26 protein-coding genes are annotated in these 23,943 nt (G+C 41.2%); 1 reads left to right on the forward strand and 25 read right to left on the reverse strand.

The window, feature by feature from the left end; genetic code table 11:
• Positions 1-637 (forward strand): transposase (locus I1A59_RS01605; RefSeq protein ID WP_196091081.1); only part of this gene is annotated, 637 nt, incomplete at its 5' end.
• A gap of 180 nt (positions 638-817) precedes the next feature.
• On the opposite strand, the gene I1A59_RS01610 is transcribed toward I1A59_RS01605, so the two are convergent.
• The 25 genes from I1A59_RS01610 to I1A59_RS01730 all read right to left on the reverse strand — a co-directional run bounded on the left by I1A59_RS01610 (position 818) and on the right by I1A59_RS01730 (position 23,932).
• Positions 818-1,060, reverse strand: coding sequence for a type II toxin-antitoxin system antitoxin SocA domain-containing protein (locus I1A59_RS01610; protein WP_210766421.1), 243 nt, complete (start codon positions 1,058-1,060; stop codon positions 818-820).
• Positions 1,061-1,397: 337 nt separating this feature from the next.
• Entirely contained in the window at positions 1,398-2,336 is a 939-nt protein-coding gene (locus tag I1A59_RS01615) for a sensor histidine kinase (RefSeq protein WP_196091082.1), read from the reverse strand.
• Entirely contained in the window at positions 2,333-2,998 is a 666-nt protein-coding gene (locus tag I1A59_RS01620; RefSeq protein WP_196091083.1) for a response regulator transcription factor, read from the reverse strand. The genes I1A59_RS01615 and I1A59_RS01620 overlap by 4 nt, the downstream gene beginning before the upstream one ends.
• A gap of 93 nt (positions 2,999-3,091) precedes the next feature.
• Positions 3,092-5,062, reverse strand: coding sequence for an ABC transporter permease (locus I1A59_RS01625; RefSeq protein WP_196091084.1), 1,971 nt, complete (start codon positions 5,060-5,062; stop codon positions 3,092-3,094).
• The gene (locus tag I1A59_RS01630) at positions 5,063-5,815 is read right to left on the reverse strand and encodes an ABC transporter ATP-binding protein (protein ID WP_196091085.1); all 753 of its coding nucleotides are present in this window, start codon (positions 5,813-5,815) and stop codon (positions 5,063-5,065) included.
• A 566-nt stretch (positions 5,816-6,381) separates the two neighbouring features.
• Complete coding sequence (locus I1A59_RS01635; RefSeq protein ID WP_196091086.1) at positions 6,382-7,722, reverse strand: DUF438 domain-containing protein; 1,341 nt, start codon at positions 7,720-7,722, stop codon at positions 6,382-6,384.
• Positions 7,715-7,951 (reverse strand): DUF1858 domain-containing protein, encoded by a 237-nt coding sequence (locus I1A59_RS01640; RefSeq protein ID WP_196091087.1) that lies wholly within the window; start codon positions 7,949-7,951, stop codon positions 7,715-7,717. The genes I1A59_RS01635 and I1A59_RS01640 overlap by 8 nt, the downstream gene beginning before the upstream one ends.
• Before the next feature lie 490 nt (positions 7,952-8,441).
• A complete protein-coding gene (locus I1A59_RS01645) occupies positions 8,442-9,764 on the reverse strand; it encodes a haloacid dehalogenase-like hydrolase (protein WP_196091088.1) in 1,323 nt (440 codons plus the stop codon).
• 18 nt (positions 9,765-9,782) lie between these two features.
• A complete protein-coding gene (locus I1A59_RS01650) occupies positions 9,783-10,877 on the reverse strand; it encodes an NADH-dependent flavin oxidoreductase (protein WP_196091089.1) in 1,095 nt (364 codons plus the stop codon).
• Between the two features lie 61 nt (positions 10,878-10,938).
• Positions 10,939-11,391: an ethanolamine utilization protein EutQ gene (locus I1A59_RS01655; protein WP_196091090.1), complete on the reverse strand. Its 453-nt coding sequence runs from the start codon at positions 11,389-11,391 to the stop codon at positions 10,939-10,941.
• Between the two features lie 3 nt (positions 11,392-11,394).
• The gene (locus I1A59_RS01660) at positions 11,395-12,498 is read right to left on the reverse strand and encodes an ethanolamine utilization protein EutH (protein WP_196091091.1); all 1,104 of its coding nucleotides are present in this window, start codon (positions 12,496-12,498) and stop codon (positions 11,395-11,397) included.
• A 12-nt stretch (positions 12,499-12,510) separates the two neighbouring features.
• Positions 12,511-12,786: a EutN/CcmL family microcompartment protein gene (locus I1A59_RS01665; protein ID WP_196091092.1), complete on the reverse strand. Its 276-nt coding sequence runs from the start codon at positions 12,784-12,786 to the stop codon at positions 12,511-12,513.
• A gap of 11 nt (positions 12,787-12,797) precedes the next feature.
• On the reverse strand, positions 12,798-13,385 hold the full coding sequence (locus I1A59_RS01670) for a hypothetical protein (protein WP_196091093.1): 588 nt from the start codon (positions 13,383-13,385) through the stop codon (positions 12,798-12,800).
• A 10-nt stretch (positions 13,386-13,395) separates the two neighbouring features.
• On the reverse strand, positions 13,396-14,031 hold the full coding sequence (gene eutD, locus I1A59_RS01675; RefSeq protein WP_196091094.1) for an ethanolamine utilization phosphate acetyltransferase EutD: 636 nt from the start codon (positions 14,029-14,031) through the stop codon (positions 13,396-13,398).
• A gap of 9 nt (positions 14,032-14,040) precedes the next feature.
• Positions 14,041-14,610, reverse strand: a complete 570-nt coding sequence (locus I1A59_RS01680; protein ID WP_196091095.1) for a hypothetical protein — start codon at positions 14,608-14,610, stop codon at positions 14,041-14,043.
• Positions 14,611-14,854: 244 nt separating this feature from the next.
• A complete protein-coding gene (gene pduA / locus I1A59_RS01685) occupies positions 14,855-15,127 on the reverse strand; it encodes a propanediol utilization microcompartment protein PduA (protein ID WP_135035019.1) in 273 nt (90 codons plus the stop codon).
• 45 nt (positions 15,128-15,172) lie between these two features.
• Entirely contained in the window at positions 15,173-15,457 is a 285-nt protein-coding gene (locus tag I1A59_RS01690; protein ID WP_196091096.1) for a BMC domain-containing protein, read from the reverse strand.
• A gap of 14 nt (positions 15,458-15,471) precedes the next feature.
• Entirely contained in the window at positions 15,472-16,953 is a 1,482-nt protein-coding gene (locus tag I1A59_RS01695; protein ID WP_196091097.1) for an acetaldehyde dehydrogenase (acetylating), read from the reverse strand.
• A gap of 6 nt (positions 16,954-16,959) precedes the next feature.
• On the reverse strand, positions 16,960-17,442 hold the full coding sequence (locus I1A59_RS01700) for a BMC domain-containing protein (RefSeq protein ID WP_196091098.1): 483 nt from the start codon (positions 17,440-17,442) through the stop codon (positions 16,960-16,962).
• A gap of 16 nt (positions 17,443-17,458) precedes the next feature.
• Positions 17,459-18,115, reverse strand: a complete 657-nt coding sequence (gene eutL, locus I1A59_RS01705; RefSeq protein WP_196091099.1) for an ethanolamine utilization microcompartment protein EutL — start codon at positions 18,113-18,115, stop codon at positions 17,459-17,461.
• Positions 18,116-18,126: 11 nt separating this feature from the next.
• A complete protein-coding gene (gene eutC, locus I1A59_RS01710; protein ID WP_196091100.1) occupies positions 18,127-19,026 on the reverse strand; it encodes an ethanolamine ammonia-lyase subunit EutC in 900 nt (299 codons plus the stop codon).
• A 15-nt stretch (positions 19,027-19,041) separates the two neighbouring features.
• Complete coding sequence (locus I1A59_RS01715) at positions 19,042-20,412, reverse strand: ethanolamine ammonia-lyase subunit EutB (protein ID WP_196091101.1); 1,371 nt, start codon at positions 20,410-20,412, stop codon at positions 19,042-19,044.
• 15 nt (positions 20,413-20,427) lie between these two features.
• Complete coding sequence (eutA, locus tag I1A59_RS01720; RefSeq protein WP_196091102.1) at positions 20,428-21,861, reverse strand: ethanolamine ammonia-lyase reactivating factor EutA; 1,434 nt, start codon at positions 21,859-21,861, stop codon at positions 20,428-20,430.
• Positions 21,862-21,963: 102 nt separating this feature from the next.
• Positions 21,964-23,370: a histidine kinase N-terminal domain-containing protein gene (locus I1A59_RS01725; RefSeq protein ID WP_348769633.1), complete on the reverse strand. Its 1,407-nt coding sequence runs from the start codon at positions 23,368-23,370 to the stop codon at positions 21,964-21,966.
• Complete coding sequence (locus tag I1A59_RS01730) at positions 23,357-23,932, reverse strand: response regulator (RefSeq protein ID WP_196091104.1); 576 nt, start codon at positions 23,930-23,932, stop codon at positions 23,357-23,359. The genes I1A59_RS01725 and I1A59_RS01730 overlap by 14 nt, the downstream gene beginning before the upstream one ends.
• Positions 23,933-23,943: the final 11 nt, after the last annotated feature.

The following is a 23,943-nucleotide window of genomic DNA, read 5'->3' on the forward strand; positions in this document are numbered from 1 at the left end:
GAACTATCTCATCAAGCTTAAAAGAAACTCTATTCTTAGTCGTTTAGGGGATTTAAGTTTACCTGGTTCTGAAAATGAGGATATGACCATTTTACCTCATTCTTCCTATTCCGAGACTGTTTATCAAGCAAATTCTTGGGATCACGCCCGCCGTGTCTGCCAATTTTCAGAAAGAAAGGATGGGGAACTCTTCTATGAAGTTACTTCTCTTGTGACCAATCTAGCTGGTGGTGCTAGCGAAGAATGTTTTCAACTTTACCGAAAACGAGGACAGTCTGAAAATTTCATAAAAGAGATGAAGTCTGGATTTTTTGGGGATAAGACAGATAGTTCAACTCTAATCAAGAATGAAGTTCGTATGATGATTTCTTGCTTGGCCTATAATCTTTCCTTATTTATGAAGCATCTAGCTAGTGGGTCTGTGAAGAATTTGACGATGAAACGTTTTCGGAAACTGTTTGTGAATATAGCTGGAAAATGCGTCAAAAGTGCTAGAAAACAAATTCTAAAACTGTCTAATCTCTATTCTCTGAAAGATGAGTTTCAGGCTCTCTTTGAGCGAATTTCCAGACTAGATTTCTCACTCCCCGTTATCTATGCAGTAGGGGATACCAGTCCTCCTTTGCTAGGAAATTAGGATACCGAATCAAATAGAATACATTTTTAAAAATCGAGAGTCGCACCAAGGGCGGAGTCTACCCTTTTTTAGGGTGCTAAGGTAGCAGATCCATCTTTATTTATAGAAAAGCTTGATCGTTCATAAAAATCATCAGAACTGCAATTGTTTATTACTTGTTTCTGATGATTTTTTTGATAGTTACGCAAAGATATTCAGGGTATGAATAATTCGGGAATAACGTAATTCAGGTAAGACTGGCCCGTGCTTCCAGCCTTGAAAATCGCTTGGAAATAGTTCATTTCCCACTAAAGCGAAACTTTCTCTTTGGGCAAAATACATTAACTTTTGTAACTTCAACTCCTGAGTTTCAAAGCGTGAATTTGAAATTTGTTCATAAGCATAGATTATATATCTTGCAACATCTATTGTTTTTGTCATCATTCTATAATCTCCTTATTGAATCATTAAACCAATTATAGCATAATTCAGTTATTTCTATCTTTTTCACTGAATTTTATCTCTTACCTTCTCATTTCCCAATAAAAAAGATGAAAGTCTCCTAGGCAGTTTAATTAATACTCATTAAATTTCAAAATCTGACCTTGTCAAGCCTGACGATGAACTTATTGATTGCGTGCTTTGAACAATCTACACCGGCTTTCCTAGCCATCTCTTTGAAAGATTCGAGACTTCCGATTTTGAAGGAAGTTAAGTATAAATCTATTTTTAAAAATTGTTAAATGAAAATCAGCATTAGTGGTCACAATTTCGTTCCCTTTTACTTCTTCCTCACCATTACCTGTGTTCCTTCATCTACCTGACTTCTAACCTCAATGTCCAATTCTAGTTGGTCGAGCACGCGCTTGGCTAGGTAGAGACCAAAGCCGCTGGCTTTTTGGTGTTCACGGCCATTAAATCCGGTGAAGCCTTGATCAAAGAGGCGGGGGATGTCTTCTTGCAGAATGCCAATGCCCTGGTCGCTGATACGGACCCCCTTATCCAGTTGAATCTGGACGGATCCGCCTTCTTGGCTATACTTGATAGCGTTATCTAGGATTTGGGAGAGGGCGAAGGAAAGCCATTTTCGATCAGATTTAAGCTTCCACTTGCCTTCTATACTAACAGCAATTTGTTTATGTAAAAAGTGGGTGCGGTATTTCTTTACTAAGTCAACCATGATTTGGCGCACTTCTACTTCTTCAAAGCGGAAATCACTGCTCTGATTGCTGAGTTTTAGGTAGTTAAGGAGGTTGGCTTGGTAATTATCCAATCGTAAGAGCTGATTGTCCACGTCTTGTGGATCCAGTTTCTTCGTCTGACTCATTAACGAGAGGGCTGCAAGTGGCACCTTCATTTGATGAGACCATAACTTGACCACTGCTTGGAGATCTTCTTCCCTTTTCTTATAGGACAAGAGTTGCTGGCGGGCATCGTCCTTCTCCTTTTCAAGCAAAGATAAATAAGCGCGGTCAATGGGCTTATTGAGAAGATAGAGGTCAGATTCATGAATTCCATCTTGTAAGGCTTTCATTCGATGAAAAAATTTCCAAAAAAGGCTTAGAATGAGAATAAGAAAGATAGTCCAGGATAAAAAGACAGATTGCAGAAAGAAGGCCCAGGGAAGTTGGTAAAGATAGAACAAAATCAGATAGGAGCTTGTCAGTAAAATATAAGCAAGAAAGAAGGTACGGTATTCTCGAAGAAAAGAGCCTATCATTTAACCAAGTACCCCACTCCCCGTACAGTATGAATCCGATCAAACCCCACTTCCGCTACCTTTTTCCGCAAACGGGTCATATTGACATTGAGGGTATTCTGGTCAATAAAATCTTCATTCTCCCATAAGTCCTTGAGCAATTCGTCCTTGCTGACAACCTGTCCCTGCCCCTTAAAGAGAGCTTTCAAAATCCGTGTTTCCGTTGGGGTTAGCTGTACCTGGTTTTGTCCTCGTCGTAAGCGCCCTTCCAAACTCAGATGAAAATCATCCACACTGAAGTCCTGAGCAGGTGCAAATTGATTCACCCGTCGTAAAAAAGCACCAATTTTGGCATCCAGAATTTCCAAGGAAAAGGGCTTGGTCACAAAATCATCACCGCCCATATTCATAGCCATAACCGCATTCATCTCGTCATCACTAGAAGATATAAAAATAATGGGCATGGTCATACTCTTACGAATCTCAGTGGTCCAGTAAAAGCCATTATAGTAAGGTAAACTAATATCCATCAAAATAATATCTGGCTGGATTTCTGCAACTTCTTGGCTCACTGCACGAAAATTCTGTACGCTCAGAACATGGTGGTTCTGGCCCAAATGTTTCTTGAGAAGATCGACAATCAAGGCATCATCTTCAACAATGTATACGACACTTTGTTTCATAGTGACATTCTAACACCTTTTGTCAGAAAAATAAAAAGATAACCAGGAATTAACAGAGGAAAAGCCAGAGACTAAAATCTCTGACTTTTCAAATTATCGTTCAATAATATGGTAGTAGGTACGACTGGTCCACTTATAAATAATATAGTAGGTAATTGCCACCAAGATAAGAGTTACAGCACTAACAGTGTAAATCAGATTAGATGAATAAATCCCAAATTCAGCCAGCATTTGTCGAAGCATCACAGTTGAGACCAAAAAATGCAGAATCGCTATCGCTAAAGGTAAAAAGAAGAGGATAACAATTTGGGAATTAATGGTTTTCTTAACGGCTTCCTGGCTCATTCCAATTTCCTGTAAAATTTTATAGGATTTTTTATCCTCATGTCCTTCAGAGTATTGTTTGTAGTAGATAATTAAGGCGGCTCCCAGAATAAAACTCATTCCAATGAGAAATCCTGTGAAAAGAAAACCACCTGTGAAACCAATCATTAAATCTTGGTATTCTTGTTTCTGCATGACACTACCAAGAATTTCACCCTCCTTATTTTCGAATAGATAGCTATCACCATTAGCACTTGCAATTTGAGAGACCTGTTCAGATGAAAGATCTGTCAGAACTCGGTAAACACTGTTAACTGGAAAGCCTGTTAGCTGGAGAGATTGGAAATAATTACTAAAGGATTCTAAAACCGTATCATTGGCAACTACAAGGACTGCAGACTGAAAGGTATTCGCCACATCAGGAAACTGAGCTTTGGTTAGATTTTGAACAACCTCAAAATGTTGATCACCCAACCTCAATGCCTTTAGATTTGTTTTTTCATTCATTCGAACAAAGGCCAGTTGATTATCAGCTAGAGTCGGTAATTGGTTCCCTAATTTTCGAAAATCATCTTGGGTAACCAGGTAAGTAAAGAGAATTTCTGTTGGATTCAAATCCCCCATTGTTTCTGGATTAATTGTAACCGATTCTCCACCCTGATAGCGGATGGCAGTCTGAAAAGCCCAGTAAGATAGAGCATTCTTCTCAGTTTCGGGGAAAGAGTTTAAAACAGACTCACGATAGAGGTTCTCACCTTGCTCTCTTGTTTCCGCAAAATATTCTAAGGATGTGTCTGTTGGATAAAGATTATTTACAATTTCATTTGTTCCTGCATACAAAGAAGTCGTTGTCGCTATGGTTACAAAGGTCATAACTGCTAAAAGCGTAATATTGGCCAAGCCCATTGCATGTTGCTTCATTCGAAAAATCATTTGGGAAGTTGTAATGAAGTGCTCTGGTTGGTAAAAATATTGTTTATTCTTTCGACGTCTTTTTAAAAACCAAGTAATAAAACTCATATAAAAAAGATAGGTTCCAGCAATGACCAAAAGAACTGCGATAAAAAAGCGTAAAATAATCTCTACTCCACTCGCTTTGGATGAGAGAGAAAGATAGTAACCAAAACCAAGGCTTAACAAGGCTAGAACCGCAAAAAGACTATTTCCTCTAGGTTCTCTCTCCCCCTTCTCACTGGTTCTGAAAAGAACAAGAGGATTGGTTTTTCCAATTTGATAAATGGCTATAAACTCCAGAACTAGGAAAATTCCTGCAAAGATCAGTCCTGTAAAGAACGAAGCTAAGGGACTCCCCGTAAAATTTAGTTCATGATAACCCACCAAATTAACAAAAAGAAGATAGAAGAGATTGGATACAATCGTCCCCAAGATGGATCCGGCAATCACTATCAACAAAAAAATAAAGAATAGTTCCAAACTAGCAATCAGCGAAACCTTTTTTTTATTCATTCCCAGCATATTGTAGAGACCAAATTCTCGCGTTCGTTGTTGCAACAGAAATTTAAAACTATAAATTTCCATATTTAAGGAGAAAATTGTTAGTACTACAATACCCAAAGATAAGGTTATGCCGCCACTTCCGAGGCTAGCAATCACGGGGCTGAGCATGAGGGAAAAAACTGCCGACATGATCGTAAAGAGGACAAGACTGGCTAATACAAATGGAGCAAAGATACGGGAGGACTTTTGAATATTCTGTAAGGCTAGTTTAACATAAAACATCTATTCACCTCCTAGCAAGCTAGACATTGCTAGCGAAATTTCTTTAGCAAAATCTTGATTTGTTTTTCCCACTTTATAAAGTTGATGGTATATCCGACCGTCTTTGATAAAGAGAACTCGATTGGCGTGACTAGCCGCATTGGCAGAATGGGTTACCATAAGGATTGTCTGACCAGAATGATTGATTTCTTCAAAAAGATGGAGTAAGTCTTCTGAATTTCGATAATCCAATGCTGCTGTCGGTTCATCCGCTAAAACCAGTTGTGGTTTGGTGATTAAACTACGAGCAATGGCAACACGCTGTTTCTGTCCACCAGATAATTCAAACGGACGTTTTTGCAATAAATCTTGAATACCCAGCTGGGGAGCTAACACTGCCAGGCTGCGTTCCATCTCCTGAAACGATTTACGAGCTAACACAAGTGGGAGAAAAATATTGTCCTGAATCGTTAAGGTATCCAAGAGGTTAAAGTCTTGAAAGACAAACCCTAGATTTCGAAGGCGAAAATCAGCTAATTTTCCCTCTTTAATTCTAGTAATATCTTGGCCATTTAAGATAACAGAACCTCTACTCGGTTTATCTAGGGTGGCCAAAATATTAAGAAGAGTTGTTTTACCAGACCCACTTTCCCCCATAATCGCAATAAACTCACCTTCTTCAACTTTAAAATCCACATCCTGGAGGGCGCGTGTTTCCTCTTTGGAAAAACGAGTCCGATAAACCTTTTCTAAATGATTGATTTCTAATAACATCTGTTTCCTTCTTTCTTTACTTTTTCTGTCTCTATTATAGAAAAATATCCCTACTACAAATCTTACAAGACGAGCTCCTAACTTACATTTTTGTAAGAAAAAAGAGGTTGGGACAAAAGTCTCAACCTACCTATTTTAGTTAGTGAACCCACTTTGACGCATTTTATAAGAAATGGTAACTCTTGTTTGATTTCATACTTAACTAATTTCAAGATCAGAATACTCACGGCATATCAAAAAAATGACGAGCACAGCTGATGATGATAGTTCAACAGGTCTGAGAGACCTGTTGAATATACTCTTTTAGTTTATCTTTTATTACTGTGTTAGCTCGTCTTGCCGTACTTCAGTACTGTCTACGACTCGCTGCCTTGTACTAAAAGTAAACTAAAAGACTATATTATCAATTAAGCGTGTAAGACACGCAATCAGTAAGTTCATCAAAGAGGCTTGACAAAGTCAGATTTTGAAATCGAATGAGTATCAATAAGAATTGTTTATGACTCGCTAGACTAATGGGAGAAGACATATTGTTTGAATAGAGCAGCTTTGACTGTAGGGCTTAACTATTCTTCTGAAATATCTCGTTGCACTTCATTTTCTAATTCGAAAAAAGGTTGAATATTTTGAACATATTCTAAAACCCCCTGAAACTCTCCCTGCTGATCTCGGACGGCTTTATAAACAACATAAATAAAGGTTGCTTCATCCTTTTTAAACCACATTGGAACTTCGTCTCGCTGGCCTGTTCGAAGGAGGTCAATAATCGTTCGAAACTTCTCTACAATTTTTGGAGGGTGGCATAATTCTACGTGGCGTCCAACTTGGCTTGGCGTACGCTTAAACAACATTTCATCACTAGGGTGACTGACATTATAATACTGAAAGATATCATCTTTATTCACAAAACTTAATTCTAAGGGAAGATGGTTTAACAGCAAATTTGCCTGTTCAAGTGATAAGTACCCATGACCGAAGGGTTGGACTTGCTGTGTATCTACCAAAGTTTCCTTCATTTTTGGAGTAAACGAAATGGAGATTGTTCCTGCAGGTGTGTCCAGTTGGTACTGGGATGATGAATTTTCTGTCCCCTCTTCTGTTTCTGTGGCTGCTTCGAGAAATTCTTGGCGCTTGGGAATCCATTTGGCAGTTGGATGCACAATAGCATAGCCGTAAGCATCACTTTCATTTGCAATGGCAAGCCAATCGTCCTGTGAAAAGGTTTCTAGTAGGATCATTAATAAAATGGATTCCTCCTTGAAAATCATCTCTTCAAATTCAGACGCAAACTGATCAAAGGCTTGACGGATGGGTCCTATATCATCCCCATCTAGATGATACTGGTTAAGAAGGAGTTGGCTCTCTTTAAAGAGATTACGAATATCATCATCCACTCCCCACATCACTCTCGGAGGAGCATCATGTCCGTATCTCTCCATAATCGGAAAAAAGAGTTTTTCCTTACGAGTATAGTGGTGTTCGAACTGAGATAGGAGTTTGAATTGTCTTTTTAAGCCTTGGAGTATCTGTGCGCTAATTTCCGGATCTAGGTCATGTTTCTCAAACTGATCAAACAAGCGTCGAATCCGTAGCAAGGCAGCCCGTAAAGCAAGATTTTCTTGCTTAAAAATAAAAACAGGATGTCCTTCTTGCTCACTATCAGCCACCTCAACATTCGCGATGGCCCCCTTAAAAAGATTAGCATGAACATTACACAATTTCATCACATCTTCAAAGGTAATGCCTGTATCACTTCCCATGAGCTCGTGTTCCATCATCGAAATCTCAAGGGCTGAGACTCCTGTAAAATGTTCATTAAATAGATCTTGAACAGACTCTGGACTGGCTCCATGATGCAAGTCTATTAAGATTTGCTTTAGTAAATCAATTCGTGTCTGATTAGTCATCTAATCCTCCAATAACTGTATAACCATTCCATTCCAATTGCTCTTGAATGGATTTCAATGGAATCTTTGCCAATTTCGAACCTTGCTTCAAACTTGTGATCTTTCCAACGGTATTGAGCATTACTGGATTGGATAGTGGTGTGAACCCCAGTTCAATCAAGAGATCTTTCACTTCGGGATGCTTATCTAAAACTTCGGCTACTGGAATTGTCAAATCAATTGTATTCATAAGCCCTCTCCAATATGGTTATCTTTAGTAGCTCTATTCTACTATACTTTTTTTAGATTTTGTATTTCCAATTTCAAAAACTCAATTCATTTTTTACATAAATAAATTTCAATGAGAATTTGTTTTCAAATGCAAGTCTGCATACTTCCCATTCTTGTAGTCTTATTTCAAGTAAGTAGGTCTTCCTGTTTTGGAGTACGGTAACTGATATACTCATTAGTTTATCTTATATTACTGTGTTGGCTCGTCTTGCTCTACTTATTTGAAACTTTCTTCGAAAGTTGTATCGGCAAGCTCAAATCTCTGCCTTGTGCTAAAAGTAAACGAAAAGACTCTAAATCCCGATTAATCCTTAAAAAGGAGCCGGATTTCTTCAATCTGGCTCCTGTTTCAGGATAAGGAATACTCTTTGGACCTTATTCGCTCACTTTCAGGATTCAATTGTTTTCCATGAGTGATTCGGTTTTCTTCTTAATCTAGTTTTTACCAATCAGTCCTTGACTAAGACAGCTTCTTGCTCTCCTAGTGGAATCGTTTGTTGGCTTGAAATCAAGACTCCCTTATTCTCATCACGTCCTTGCAAGTAATAGAGTGGTTGTTCCTGATCGTAATCCGCTACTGCTTCTTTGGCTAATAAACCAATTCCCTTCTCAGGATTTCGTAAGAGGTTAAAAATCAAGCCCATCTTGAGTTCAGGGAAATCACTAAGCATCGCATAGTCTCCATTACTGTCTCCAGCAATCAGAATTGGCTGGCTATCTCCCTGTTTTGGAGCCATAAATTGGTTAATCGTCTCTGTCTTACCACTTCCCTGGGTCTGAGTGAAGGCTGAATCCAATTCTGGCATAATCACGCCTTCTTCAGATTTAGAGAGACGCATGGCAAAGACATTTTCTTCTGGTACACCGTAACCGTATTCTTTAGAAGTCGCAAAAGGTAGAATAACATCATAGTAGGAAGCAGAATTAACATAAACGTCAATTCCATTTTTCATTAGCGTTTGGTATAGGTCTTGAACTTCTTTCACCTTCCGAATTCCACGTTTGAATTCGATTTCGACTTGTCCTGCTTGTCCTTTTTGGCTTCCTGGGCTCTCCCAGGTTTCTGAGACTAACTCATCTTTCAAGGATTTGGCAATGGATTCTTCAGATAGTTTTTGAACTTCTTCCGATGTCATCCCCGCATATAAATACGTTACCCAAGGATAAGAGATGTCTGAGCTAAAGGTATCCCCAATGGCTTCATAAAGGAATAGCAGTTTAGCTCTAAAATCTTTGTACTGATCTGTTTTTTGAATCTCTTCTAAGCTCTTCGTTCCTTCGAAGCCTTTAAATTCCCGATATAGATACTGGTAATCTGCCTCTAAGTCTGCTGAAATTTCCTTAATGGAAATCGCTTGGTCGTCTTCATTGTGATAATCCTCGCTAAAAACATCTTCTGGAACTTGGGTTCGAATGACATTTCCAAATTCTTCAGGAGTTACTTTAAAAGCAAGGTTTTCAATTTGATAAACAAAAGTGGCTTCCCCAATATCATTAATGATAGTGGTGTTGTCCCAGTCAAAAACGGCATAAGGTCGTGCCTCTTCTGAATAGTTTGGAGAGGATTTTCCATACTCTTGAATCAGTTGTGTTAGACGGGCATGGGCTTTGGATTCCCAATTTCCAGACATCAGTATTTCTGGACTCTTTTGACTGGTCGAGGATTGCTCCAGCTTATCCGATTTGCTTTCCTCCTTGGTCATATTAGCCTGACAAGCTCCTAAAAGAAGGCTGGTTCCGCATACTAAAACGGCTGCTGTTTTCCAATTCATTTTATTCTCCTTTTTCCTTTAAGGTTTAGCATAGTAACTTCCATAATCCCTAACAAAATTGTTTGGCAAAGCTAAATCGATTAATGTTTCCTTGTCCAAATACCTACGAATTTTTGATTCTTCTTTTAATCGATACAGCTTCAACCAATCGGGTTCCAAAAGTAAACTGGTTCCCATTGCTAGAAGAGGGATTCCAGACTCCAATGCCTCCTCACAATCTTCGGGTTTTCTCAATCTACCCACTCCGATTAGAGGCACACGTCCTTTTATCTTATCCCGAATGGTTAAGATGACTGGTACTTCTTCTTCTGGTTTTCGCAAGGAGGATCGCCATAAATTATCCATAGAAACATGCAGGTAATCAATTCCTAAGTGAATCAGCTGGTCTATTAATGCCAGGCTGTCCTTCAGTTCAATCCCTGGAACCTCAATTTCTTCTGGTGAGAAACGATAGCCCAATAGAAAGGGTTTCGGGCTCTCTTGCACAATCAACTGACGGGCACGTTTAACGAGGGTTTTGGCAAATCGCATGCGATTGTTTAAAGTTCCTCCCCATTTATCTTGGCGACGATTAGAATGAGGGGATAAAAATTGTTGAATCAAATAAGTATTAGCCCCATGAAGTTCGACACCATCAAAACCTGCTCGTATGGCTCGACCTATAGCATCCAGGAAATCTTGGATGACTTCCTCAATTTGAGCATTGGTCAGTGCTCTAGGAAGTTCAACTGCTCCATGTTCCGCAAGTACCGCACTCGGTGCAACGGGCTGTTCCGCGATAAGGTCTGATGGAACCATACGCCCCCCATGATAGATTTGCAGGATCGCTAGATTGCCTTGCGATTTCATGGCCTCTGCTAGTCTGGTTAGCCCAGGAATCTTATCATCCTCAGCAGCACTGAAACTATCCGCATAAGCCTGTCCAAGAGGGTGCACATAGGCACTCCCTGTAATCAGCAAGCCCGCACTTCCAGCCCGGCGCCTATAAAACGCCACATCCTCTTCCGACACAGCTCCACCCGCCAGACTGGCACTAATAGTCAGCGGGGCTAAGACCAAGCGATTCTTTGTTCGCATCCCATTGGGAAAAGGGTAAGAGGTTTCTAATTGCATCTTGTCCTCCTTCAGAAAAAAGACGGATTCACCATATAGCTGAGGAGAATCCGTGCTTCTTCTAACTATTCTGCCAGTCGGCAGGATAAGTAATGTAAACAAAGCGAGCCTTGCCTTTTACAGAAAACTGAATATCGCTCCCCTTTGGAATGAAGAGGGCTTGACCCGGCCCTGCTGACATGACCTCATCCCCAACAATGATGTCTAATTGACCGTCGATAACAAAGTCAACTTCATCATAGTCAAGATGCCAAGAGAAGGTGGTGTCCTCCATAGTCATCAAACCAAAGCCTAGACGTGGACTCTCCTCTAAACTAATTAAATCGCGGGTGTAGACCTGATCTTGAGCGTTTCCAGTGTCTAGTCGATCTTCTGGTCTCACATCCATTTGATTAACAGCTAAAGAGATGACCCCTGCTTTACTGACTTTTTTCGTAGATGACTCTGTTCCCAATTCTTCTAGGATGATCTGACGAACAAGCTTTTCTAACAGTTCACGGTTAATTTGACTCATAAACTACCCTTCTTTCTGCATGGATTTTGTCAAAATGAAGGCTAGAATAACAGCAGTCACTCCTCCTACAATTTTTCCGACCATCATTGGGAAAATCATATCTGGGCTTTGACCAGCTGTGAAGCCAAGGTGGTCTCCAATCACAAAGGAAGCGGACACCGCAAAGGCCACATTGATGATTTTTCCACGATTATCCATATCTTTCATCATTTGGAACATGGCAATATTATTGGCCAAAGATGCTACCAAACCCGCGGCTGCTACATCGTTCATCCCTAAAGAATGTCCAATTTTAGCTAAAGGTTTGCTTGCTACTTTGGTGAAAACTGCTACTAATCCAAAAGCTCCTGCTAAGGTAACCGCAATGGTTCCGACAACTTCAAAGGCTTCAACCAAGGTCTCTGCTCCACTTGGGTACAGACCCAACAGCCATTCATTCCCTGTTAAGAGTTGAGCTGCTCCAAAAGCCAAGCCAAGAGTAGCAATGGTCACAATAACCTGTCCAAAGACCTCAAAGCCCTTAATCATTTTTTCAGGAGCCATCACAAGACCAAGGAAGATAAGGGCAGATACGATAATAATTGGAATTAGATTGATGAGCAAGGTACCAAATCCCAAGCCTGGTACTAAAAGACCACCCACTAAACAGCCTATAGGGACCGTTACCAATCCATAGAGAATCCCACGCGCCAACAAAGGACGATCCTCTTTTTCAATAATCCCAAGCGAAACTGGAATCGTGAAAACCAATGTCGGCCCCATCATGGATCCAAGAACATAGGCAGCAAATTTTCCAACCTCCTCATTTTCTGCCAAACTTAAAGCGAGGGGAGCTCCTCCCATATCATTGGCAATGAAAGTTGTTGCAAAAATAGAGGGATCGGCACCAACCAGTCCATAAATAGGGACAATAATTGGTTTTAACAGATCAGCTAGTAATGGGGCTACCACCATAATCCCAGCCATGGACAAGGCCAAGGCACCCATGGCCATAATTCCTTCTTCAAATTGTTCACTCAGTCCTAATTTTCCACCAATACACTTATCAATTGCTCCAATCAGTAGGAAAAGGACCATCACATAAATGATTATCTCATTGATACTCATTTGCTATCCTTTCTAATCATCATCTTCATAAGCTACCTTATCGATGATGCCAACAATTAGCATATCAATTGGAACATCCACCTTATCCAAGGCCACACGAGCACTGCTTCCTGTCGTAACCAAAACTAAATCGCCTTGACCAGCTCCAATTAAATCTGCCGCAATCACATGAGCGGGATCTGTTTGTTGGTCATTTAATTGGCGTTCCACAATTAGAAACTTGAGACCATTTAAAGCTTCCTCTTTTCGAGTAGCCCATAAGCTACCCCTGACTTTTCCCACAAACATCTCCCTACTCCTTATTCAACTATCCTAATTCTATTTCGACGAAGGAAATCGCGAGCTAACGGGGTTATCAGCCAATCTTTGGCATCCAGGTGGTCACCCGGTAATAAGCCAAGAGCTTGTGCTTTTTCCTCTGTTAACAAAGTACGTTTCCCGGTTTTAGCTGTGACTTCTTTCTGCTGTAAAAAATCTTTCAAGCCTACAAGATTTGTAAATCGTAGTCCGTATGAAGCAACTTTTTGTGTCAGGATTCCAACACCCTCACGCAAAGATTTGCTAGAACCGTTCGTGGACGGTGCCTGTCTCAAAACAAAAACAGCCTTTCCCTGCTGTAGAGCTTGTAGAATCCATTCCTCTAAGGTTGTCAATGGACAAAGATTAGCTAACCGAAAAATAGCAGCATCCGTTAAAGATTCAACAACTAGAAGCTTTCCATCTTGCGCATCTTCTACCACTTCAAAACCAAAATTTTGAATCTGACTCTTTAAGTTTTCAGAGCCAAAAACATAAACTTTTTCTAATTCTTTACCAGTATTTTCTACAGTCAATTCTTCCAAGAGGCGGTCTGTCACAGCTTGAATAAGCGCTTCAATTTGTGTCATACACAACCTCCTATTTTTCTGAAATTTTTACAATACGACCACGCATACCCTTGACAAAGCCTGCTGCATTCGCTTCATCATAGTCGATGTGCATATAGGTCGCAAACTTCGGACTGACCCGTACCACAACATCATCGAAAATAAGCGATCGTTGTCCCTCTGCTCGAACTTGAACAATTTCATGATTGGATACACCCAAGCGTTCTGCATCCTCTGGTGTCATATGGATGTGTCTCTTAGCAACAATCAAGCCCTTGTCTAAAGAAACCGTACGGTTCCCATTCACAAGGACAATTCCTGGTGTCCCTTCGATGTCACCACTCTCCCTCACAGGGGCTTGAATGCCTAATTGCAAACAGTCTGTCGCAGATACTTCTACTTGAGATTCCTTGCGAACCGGTCCTAGAATGACCACATTTCGAAAGACCCCCTTAGGACCCAGCAGGGTTACTCTTTCTTGGGCTGCATATTGACCTGGTTGAGAGAGGTCCTTCATCTTTGTTAGCGCATATCCTGGTCCAAAAAGACTCTCTAAATCTTCCTGGCTCAGATGTACATGACGGCCACTGGCTTCAATTTCGAAACTCGAATCAAGTTGTTCTTGAACCCGTTCCGCTACTTTTTCAATCAATGTTTCTAATTTCATAACACTTCCTCACTCCACAATCATGCTTTGAATTCCAGCCACTATTTCATTCAGCTGCCCTAGAAGCACTTCCTTTTGACTCCGCAACTCAGTTGACCAAGCCAACTCGTATTCATAACGAATTTGATCCAATTCTATCGATAATTGATAAAGTTCCAAGGCCCAAATCGGTTTTTCCAAGACATGATTCATTAGTCTGTCAGCATTCGAATCGGTTTGAACTCTATCAAACCCAAATTCTATTTCCTCTCCTTTTCTCAAGAGCTGAATTTGCTGAAAATAACGAAGTAACCTTTCTTCTTTATCAAGCAAATAATACTGACGTAAGACTTTTTGGGCTTTTAAAAAATAGGGATAGACCTTTTCCAAGCGAAATAAAGTGTCCGTGGGTAGAGAGAAAAATTCCGCTTTTTTCGAAGATTGAACTTCTTTCCATGAAACGTTAATTCGATGGTCTCTGAGGAAGCTTTTAGCAGAAGGAGTCAAAATGGATCCGGCATCTAAGCTCAGTTGACCAGACCTTTCCAATTGCAATTCCCGCAACATTTTGCGAATTCGTGCTTCCGTATACAAAGCCATACAGTCACTTCCTTTCCTACCCTCAAGGGAAAGTGAAAGGACCTCGTTCAGTTTTATACTCTTTTCGGTTATCTTTTATGACCGTGTTAGCTCGTCTTGCCATACTTATTGGAAACTTTCTTCGAAAGTTGTATCAGCAAGCTCAAAATCTCCCCCAGAGATTCGAGCTGTCTACGACTCGCTGCCTTGTACTAAAAGTCTATATTAAATATCAAATGAACGACGGTCCCCTCCTCCTTGCTTCCTACTTAGGAAGAATAACTTCTACTTCAGAGTGTGGGCGTGGGATGACGTGTACAGAGATCAATTCCCCTACATTTTCTGCTGCTGCAGCTCCTGCATCTGTTGCTGCCTTAACCGCACCAACGTCACCACGAACCATAACGGTTACCAAGCCGGCACCAATTTGTTCTTTTCCAACCAAGGTGACATTAGCTGCTTTGACCATGGCATCTGCTGCTTCAATTGCGCCTACAAGTCCTTTTGTTTCTACCATTCCAAGTGCGTTTGCGTTCATTGTTTGTTCTCCTTTGTGTTAAAAATGTTTATTCGTTTGGTAAGATTATTCAGCTTTGCCTGCTGGTAAAATAACTTCCACCTCAGCATGGGGGCGAGGAATAACGTGTACAGAGATCAATTCCCCTACATTTTCTGCCGCTGCAGCTCCTGCATCTGTTGCTGCTTTAACTGCACCAACGTCACCACGAACCATAACGGTAACCAAACCAGCTCCAATTTGTTCTTTCCCAACAAGTGTTACGTTAGCTGCTTTGACCATGGCATCTGCTGCTTCAATTGCGCCTACAAGTCCTTTTGTTTCTACCATTCCTAATGCGTTTGCGTTCATCTTTTATTCTCCTTTTATTTTAGTTTTTCCAAAACTTTCGCAACAAGGGCTTCGATGAGAGCCTCATCACTCAATGAGCATTCAGGTTTCAATTCTTTAACAACCTCCGCCACTTGATTTTCAGCCTTGCGTAAATCTGCCAAACTCCGCTGACCAGTTGCAATCCGACGGACATTAATGAGATTCATCGGACTGATGTTATCTGAAGTGGAACTGCCTCCAATCCCTCCACAACCCAAGGTCAAGGCTGGAAATAGATTGGTTGTGGCTCCTACACCACCCAGTGCTGAACCGGTATTCACCAAAAGTCGAGATACAGGTGTATAAAGACTGAAGTGGCGGATAATCTCCTGATTTTGACTATGGATAGCAAAGGTATGACCAATTCCTTCATTTTGCAAAATACTATTGGTTAAGGTACTTGCCTCTTTCCAATCTTTTACGGTATAGAATCCCAATACTGGACAGAGTTTTTCCATAGAGAACGGATGTTGCTTCCCAATCCCTGTTTCCCTAGCAATGAGAACACGCGCAGTTTCTGGAACCGAAAGACCGGCCAGTTTCCCAATTTCTGGAGCGGTCTTTCCGACCATTTGAGGATTCATAAGACCACTTGGTTGAATGACTGCTGCTCCCAATTTTTTGGCATCCGAATCGGGTACAAAGTAGGCTCCTTGACGCTGGAACTCTGCAATAACCGCTTCCTGATTCGATTGATCTACAATAATCGATTGTTCAGAGGCACAAATCACACCATTATCAAACGTTTTTGAATCCAGGATTTGCTGGACAGCGTGTGGGATATCAGCGGACGACTCAATATAGGCCGGTCCATTTCCAGGACCAACACCAATAGCTGGAGTACCTGAGGAATAGGCCGCTCGAACCATGGCTGTTCCGCCAGTTGCTAAAATCAGCTTGGTGTCTTTATGACGCATCAACTCATTGGTTGCTGAAATCGAAACACGATGAATTGACGTCACTACACCTGCTGGGGCTCCAACCGTTTTTAAGGCATCTTGAATAATCGCAACCGTTGCCTCAATACACTTGAGCGCATGAGGGTGAGGAGAAAAAATAATACTATTCCCTGTTTTTAAAGCTAACAAAGCTTTGTAAATAACAGTGGACGTTGGATTTGTTGAAGGAATGAGACCTGCAATCACGCCTACCGGCAAAGCAACTTCTGTTATTCCCTTTTTTGAATCTTCCGATAAAACACCAACCGTCTTTAAATCTCTTATTTCTTCATAGACTCCTTGTGAAGCTAGGGTATTTTTTAATACCTTATCCTCCCAGCGACCAAATCCGGTTTCTTCAACAGCCAGTTTAGCCAAGTATTCCCGTTGTTCATAACAAGCCTTGGTAACCACCTTGACTAGCGTATCAATTTGTTCTTGATTCCATTGGGCCAGTTCTTTCTGGGCCTTCTTTGCCGTCCGAATCAGGTTTCTCACCTCCTGAATCGACGCCAAGTCCTTGTCTTCAATAAACATAGCCAATTACTCCTTTTCTATCTTACCAAGGGCTTCTAACAAACGAGCCTTATTGGCAAACTTAATCTCTTTCTTGCTAAGCTCAATCGCAGGTTCTTGATAAGCCAAACTCCGCAATTGGACCACTTTCATTGTTTCTAATTTATGAATATCATACTTAGAGGCTGGCTCCACCTCAGGTGAAGGGGCAATAACATCGCTCTCGATCTCTTCCTTTTTTGGAAAGAGCAAGTCTTCCGTTTGTTGGTCCAGGCGAGCAATGACATGACTGGTACGGAAATAGGATTTCTGACCCAGTTCTGCTTGCACAGCATCGACCGCTGCTCTAACTGCACCGATGTCTCCAACAATTTGCACGTTTTTCAAACCGGATTTAACAGTTTCTGCTCGCAATAAATGAACATTTGCAGCTTTTAAGGCAATGTCCGCCGCAACGACTGCCCCCAAGAATCCCTTGACCTCAATGAGTCCTAATGCTTTTTGTGTCATAGGAATCACCTGCTATCTAGTATGTTCTTGGATTATCTGCAATCTGCTCCACAGTTCTTGCAAAAGCGTCACAGGCAGCTCGACAGGCTGATTGGCTTCCGACCAAGAGTCCGCCAGCAAAGTTGGTCTCACTTGGAGGTCCATAAAAGGCCCCAACTTGTACATCTGCTGCTTTTAAAGCTGCATCCAAGCCCACCATAGCCTCAGCTGGAGGAGCAATTAAGTAAGCAATAGCCGTCCCTTCGGTTGCATTGGCAGCTTGAGATAAATAGGATCCAGCCCGTGAGATACAATGGGCAAAATAAGGAATCGAATTGTCGTCATTGGCTGAATAGAAGCTAGCCCCGTTTTCAATCTCATAAACAATCACATCCAAGGCACTCCGTACTTCTTCTGGATTGGGTCCTGCCACAATACCGATGACTTCACCAGCTAATTTCGTAGAGGCATTTCCTGCGCCCGCATACATACTACGAGCATAGACAATTTCAACATTGACAGCTTTTGTGGCTTCATCCAAAGCTACATAGGTCACATCATCACAGTCGGAAGTTACAATTCCCAAACTCCGATGATGGGGTTTTAGTTCCAAGGAAGCAGCCAAGCCTCTGTCTACATTTGGAATGAGCAAGGATGATAGAACACTTGCTCCTAATCGTTCCTGTCTTACCATTTCTTTCCCCTTTATCCTTTCAAGTCAACACCCGATTTTTTCTGATCGAGAATTTTTTTGATAATTTCCGCTACATAAGCACCTGCTTCAACCGCCGGAGTTCCTCCACGATGGATGTTTGAAAGGACTGTCCGTTTGGCTTCCGGCATTCCTCGCCATGGTTTATAAGCAATATAAGCACTCATGGATTCAGCTGTGACCAAACCAGGACGTTCGCCAACTAGCATACAAACCACTTCAGCTCCCGTAAGTTCAGCTACATGGTCCATCGCTCCCACCCGTGCATGTTTGATGAATAGTACCTCTGAAAAGTCTATTCCAAACATTTTCAAGCCTTGTTTCAATGCTGGCAGAAAATCTCGAAGATTGGCTTCAATTGCAGAGGAACTCAAACCATCCCCAACAATAATTTGGACCTTGGCATTGGGCTTGCACTCACGTTTAATAATCTCTGCTTGATCATCTGGAAAGACACGTCCAAGGTCTGGTCTAGTCAGATACTCATCTTTCGAGGTCGGTGACGTATGAACTGGAATCAGTCCCATCGCTTCCACAAATTCTGGAGAAACATAGGAGAAAACTGCATCTTGAGCAGCTGCATGGTCAGCACGGAATCTTAAGACTGACTGGGTCTTATAACGTGTTCCAGCTCTCCATAGTCCTAAACGGGCTGGAGTAAACTTTTTAATTTTTCGATAAGCTTCTTCGTTCAAAGCACTCGGCACTAAAAATTGTTCCTGAATATTGACTTCTGTGATATCTTCAATCATTCCATCCTCAATGACGGATTCTTGACTTGGCTTATGACTAGATTCGCTGACTTCAACTACCTCAACACTCGGAGTGGCATCCTCCTTTACCATCTCACTTAAGAGCGAGCGGATCATGTCTTTTAATTGTTTTTCATCCACTTGCGTCCCTCCTTCTTAGTTCCGTTGCATAAAGATGGATCCATCTCCACCAAGGGCGGTCAACCGGCCGTTTTCCATAAGACCCATTTTTTCCATCCACTCTTCAAATTCTTTAATAGGGCGTTTGTCCAATAGATCACGCATGGTTGCAGTTTCATGGTAACCCGTTGTTTGGTAGTTAAGCATGATGTCATCACCATGAGGAATGGCCATGATGTAGTTAACATTGGCAGCACCGAGTAGTACCAACAAGTTCTCAGCATCATTCTGATCGGCCTTCATATGGTTGGTGTAACAGATATCACAACCCATAGAAATCCCTGAAAGTTTGCCCATGAAATGATCTTCTAAACCAGCACGAATAACTTGTTTCGAATCATAGAGGTATTCTGGTCCGATGAACCCAACGACTGTATTCACGAGGAAGGGATCAAAGTGTTTCGCAAAACCATAGCAACGAGCTTCCATGGTCACTTGGTCAGCGTCATAATGGGCATCTGATGACAATTCTGAACCTTGTCCAGTTTCAAAATACATCACATTCGGACCAGCCGCAGAACCAACTTTTAAGGCTGTATCACGTGCTTCTTGGATTGTTTTTGCATCAAAACCAAAGGCCGTATTTCCTTTTTCAGATCCAGCAATCGATTGGAAAACCAAACCTGTAGGAGCCCCTTGATTCATAGCTTCAATCTGAGTTGTCACATGCGCCAAAACACAGTGTTGTGTTGGGATTTGATACTCTTCAATAAAGTCATTGAATTTATGGAGAATTCGTTTGGTACTTTCGACAGAATCATCAACAGGGTTCAAGCCTAGTAGGGCATCTCCACATCCATATGCAAAACCTTCCATGGTGGAGGCCATAATTCCATCTGGATCATCCGTTGTATGGTTGGGTTGTAGACGTGAGGAGAAGGTACCCGGTACTCCGATAGTTGTATTAGCGGTTTTGGTAATAACAATTTTTTTAGCTGCCACAATTAAATCCAAATTGGTCATTAATTTTGCAACAGCGGCCACCATCTCAGAGGTCAAGCCTCTTGAGATCCACTGAATATCAACATTCTTGGTGTTGGTATCCAAAATCCACTCCCGTAATTCTTCAACTGTCCAATGTTTGATTTTTTCGTAAGTTCGAAGATTGACATCATCGACGATAATCCGAGTAACTTCATCTTCTTCATATGGTACAACTGGATTATTAAAGAGATCTGCTAAAGTCAGTTGTGCCAACACTACCTTGGCAGCAACTCGTTCTTCAGCTGATTGAGCTGCTACTCCAGCCAGTTGATCTCCTGACTTATACTCATTGGCCTTGGCTAGAACTTCTTTCACTGAAGAAAATTCATAGACACGACCAAATAATTTTGTTTTAAGAATCATGAAACCTTTCCTCCTTTAGGAATCAAATACTAAGGTTTTGACAACGATTGGAAGGACAGACCCCTCCACAAGCGGTTGTCCAATGTCGATATAATCGCCATTTTGAACATCCACGGAATCAATGCAAACAAAGGGATAGTCGGCAGGTAGGCGTGTATAAAGGCATTGTCCCAGTACTTTTGCCATGTCTTCTTGGAGAATGACTAAGAGCGGATATCCTTTTTGAATACTCGTCTTCATCCCTGACACAATCGCATCCGCATAAGCCTCAACCTCTAGGAAACTAGGACTTCGTTTACCTGAGAAAGCCAAAGCGATTTGTTGGACTTCATTTTCCAATTGAAACCACTCTGATTTCTGGGCTATCATCTCTGCCAAAGCCTCACTTTCAAGCTCTTCATCGCTGGCAGATAGTTTTAAGACAGGTAGGTTTTTCAAAGGAAGGATACGGTCAATATAAGTAATGGTACTTCCACTAACATCAGTCGTATGACTACCAGCTCCTACAACTGTTGCCCGAATGGTTTCGGCAGATTGAATGACCTGTTTTTCTCGGAATATGGCCGATTGTCGAATGGCTCTGCCCAGTAAAATTCCAATATCCCCATAAAGAAAATCGTCTACCTCCTTGTCAGCTACTGCAATGGCATCAGCAACTCCTCCTGAGAAGGACACACAAGCAATGTCTTGCCCTTCCTTTAGCGCATGATTGGTCACCAAAAGTTCAAAATAGGGACTGTTCTTCGGTAAACCTAAGGATTGTTCCATCACATCAACAAGTATCGTAATCAGTCTATCCAAATGTTGCCGATGAACAAGTTGACCTAAAGACAAATCCAGGTTTTCATTTTGGATAATCACTTGCAATTTTGGTGCAATGTAGCAAATCTTGTTTGAGTCATCAACTTTTAAAAGCCTTCCGCCTATATCAAAGCAGGCCGTATCCTGAATATCTCCCTCACGGAACAAGGCGTAATTAGATGTTCCCCCTCCAATATCAATGTTAACAACCGACGTATGGTGCTTTTGTGAGTAGAGATGGCTACAAGCACCCTTTCCAGCAATTATACTTTCTAGATCAGGACCTGCGGTTGCGACTACAAAATCGCCAGCGTAACCACTCAATGCTTGCAGGACTTGACTTGCGTTTTCCTTTCGAGCAGATTCACCGGTAATAATCACAGCTCCCATCTGAATATCGCTCTTTTGAATCCCAGCTTTTTGATATTCTTTTTGAAGAAAATTTTTAATATCGTCAACCAAAATTAGTTTATGATCGGCAAGAGGGGTAAAGATAATATCACTCTTATGCAGAACCTTCTTGTCTGTAATATAGATGCGAGGAATCGTAAAAACCGATGCAATATTTTCAATCGTGAGTTGAGAGAGGACTAATTGAGTTGTGGCAGTCCCAATATCCAAACCAACACTTAGGATTTTTTCTGACATGAAGACCTCCAAAAAAAGACGCTTAAAGAACTAGGCACCAATAGAACCCTAGTCTTTAAGCGTCATTGCTTGTATTCTTCCACTTCTTTGTAGAAAAAATGTTTATTCATGAAATAATATACTTGTCCGTGTTCCATTTGAACCTGATTGTACATCCAATCTTCCAGACAATTTATCTTGGACAAAACGTTCGACTAAGACCAGGCCAAGATGACCTTGGGAATAGCGACGCCTCGTATTGTAACCGCTACCATTGTCAGTTATCAATACTCTAATGATACCATTTTTTTTTGTGAGATGCAAGCCTACAGTTGCATTTTTCTTCTTAACATGAAAAGCATGTTTGAATGAATTTTGTAGGATTTCATTCGCAATCAGAGCCAAGGCTGTAGCCCGACTCGCATCTAATTCACAGTCCGCATCAACTTGACTCTGGACCTGAATAAAATCTTGGCCAAAGGAGCGACGAACAGTTGTCAAAACTTGTTCCAAAAGAGGAGCTAATGGAAGTTTCTGTCCTTTCTTATGACTGAGTAAGTCATGAATGCTAGCCACTGAAAGAATACGATGGACGCTTTCTTCCAAGGCCTCCTTAACATCCATTTTATCTGTCTGATAGGCTTGCAGTCTAAGGAGCGAAACCAAGGTTTGAAGATTATTTTTAACCCGATGGTTCATCTCCCTCACTAAAACCTTTTGTTCCTGTAGCTCCCGCTCCAAGTTGCGAATTTCCGTTACATCTCGACATTCCATTAGCAAGTATCCGTTTGTCAATAGTTGCCGTTTTAACTGGAAAAAATAACCGCCATAAGGCACCCGTACTTGGTCAATTTCATTTTTTTCGAGTCGAGCCCTTGCTAGGGCTTCTTGATAAGACAGGGTATCCAGCACCAAATTATCATAGTGCATACCTTCTAATTGATCTCGATAACCTAATCGACCTGCATATAATTCCCTAGCCTTGGCATTAGCATAAACCAAGGTCCCTTGAGGATCAAACACAAAAATTTGATTATCCAGTTGTTCCAAAAAGTTAGCCGGTAAATCCTGCTCCCAATCAAGAACTGGCTTTTCTGTTGGTGAGATAGAAGAAGAAAGAGACGGTGGTGCCATTTCAATGATCAACGTTCCAACCACTTCTTTTTCCCATACTAAAGGAAAGACTGTCTGGTAAATCACGGCTCCTTCTTGAGACATAGCCGTCAAACCGACTGAGGCTAAGCCAGTTTCCAAGGTTCGAATAACCCCAGGTTCATCTCGTAAATCTGCAACATCCCCCACAACATCCTCTCGATAAAGACTCCGTTGCTTTTGTGGACGTTTATGGTAAATGACCAAGGCTTGATTGGGTTGTGCCAAACTACGAACGTCAATAAAAACGTCCTGATGAGAATAGGTGTCACCTGTTTCCAGTTGGCTGGCCTGTTCCACAAGATATTCGATAGCCATTGGACTTAAATCTGTTTGCTGGGAACAGAGCTCTCGTATTTTTTCTTTATAGTTCATCATGTAACAAGAGTAATTTTGCGATTTCAATCATAGGAACCCTTTTTTGCATACTTATGGAACGAATTTGTTTAAAGGCTTCTGGCTCTGTCAGATTTTCTTTATACATCAGCATCCCTTTGGCTTTTTCAATGATAATCCGATCCTCAATTTTTTTACTGAGCTTATCCGTTTCATCTTTCAAAGCATAGGTTTCTCTTCCTTTTTCCAAACAAACTTCAATCATAGGAATCAGCGATTTGGCATCTAAAGGCTTAATTAAATAGGCACTAGTTCCATATTTCTTGGCTTTTTGAATGTATTGATCGTCGCTAAAACCAGAAAGTAACATAACACTATAGGCCAAGCGGTCATCAAGAATTTTTTTACTGGCTGTCAAACCATCTAATAAAGGGAGTTGGATATCCATCAAGACGAGGTCAGGATGAAATTTTTGACACACTTCTATAGCCTCAAAGCCGTCTTTGGCTTCGGCTACAACTTGGTAATCTCCAGATTCTAAGATATGACGAATATCTAAACGAACAATGGGGTCATCATCGACGATTACGATTTTACTTTTCATGTTTTCCACTC

This window comes from Streptococcus sp. NLN76 (assembly GCF_015686645.1).
Taxonomy (GTDB): domain Bacteria; phylum Bacillota; class Bacilli; order Lactobacillales; family Streptococcaceae; genus Streptococcus.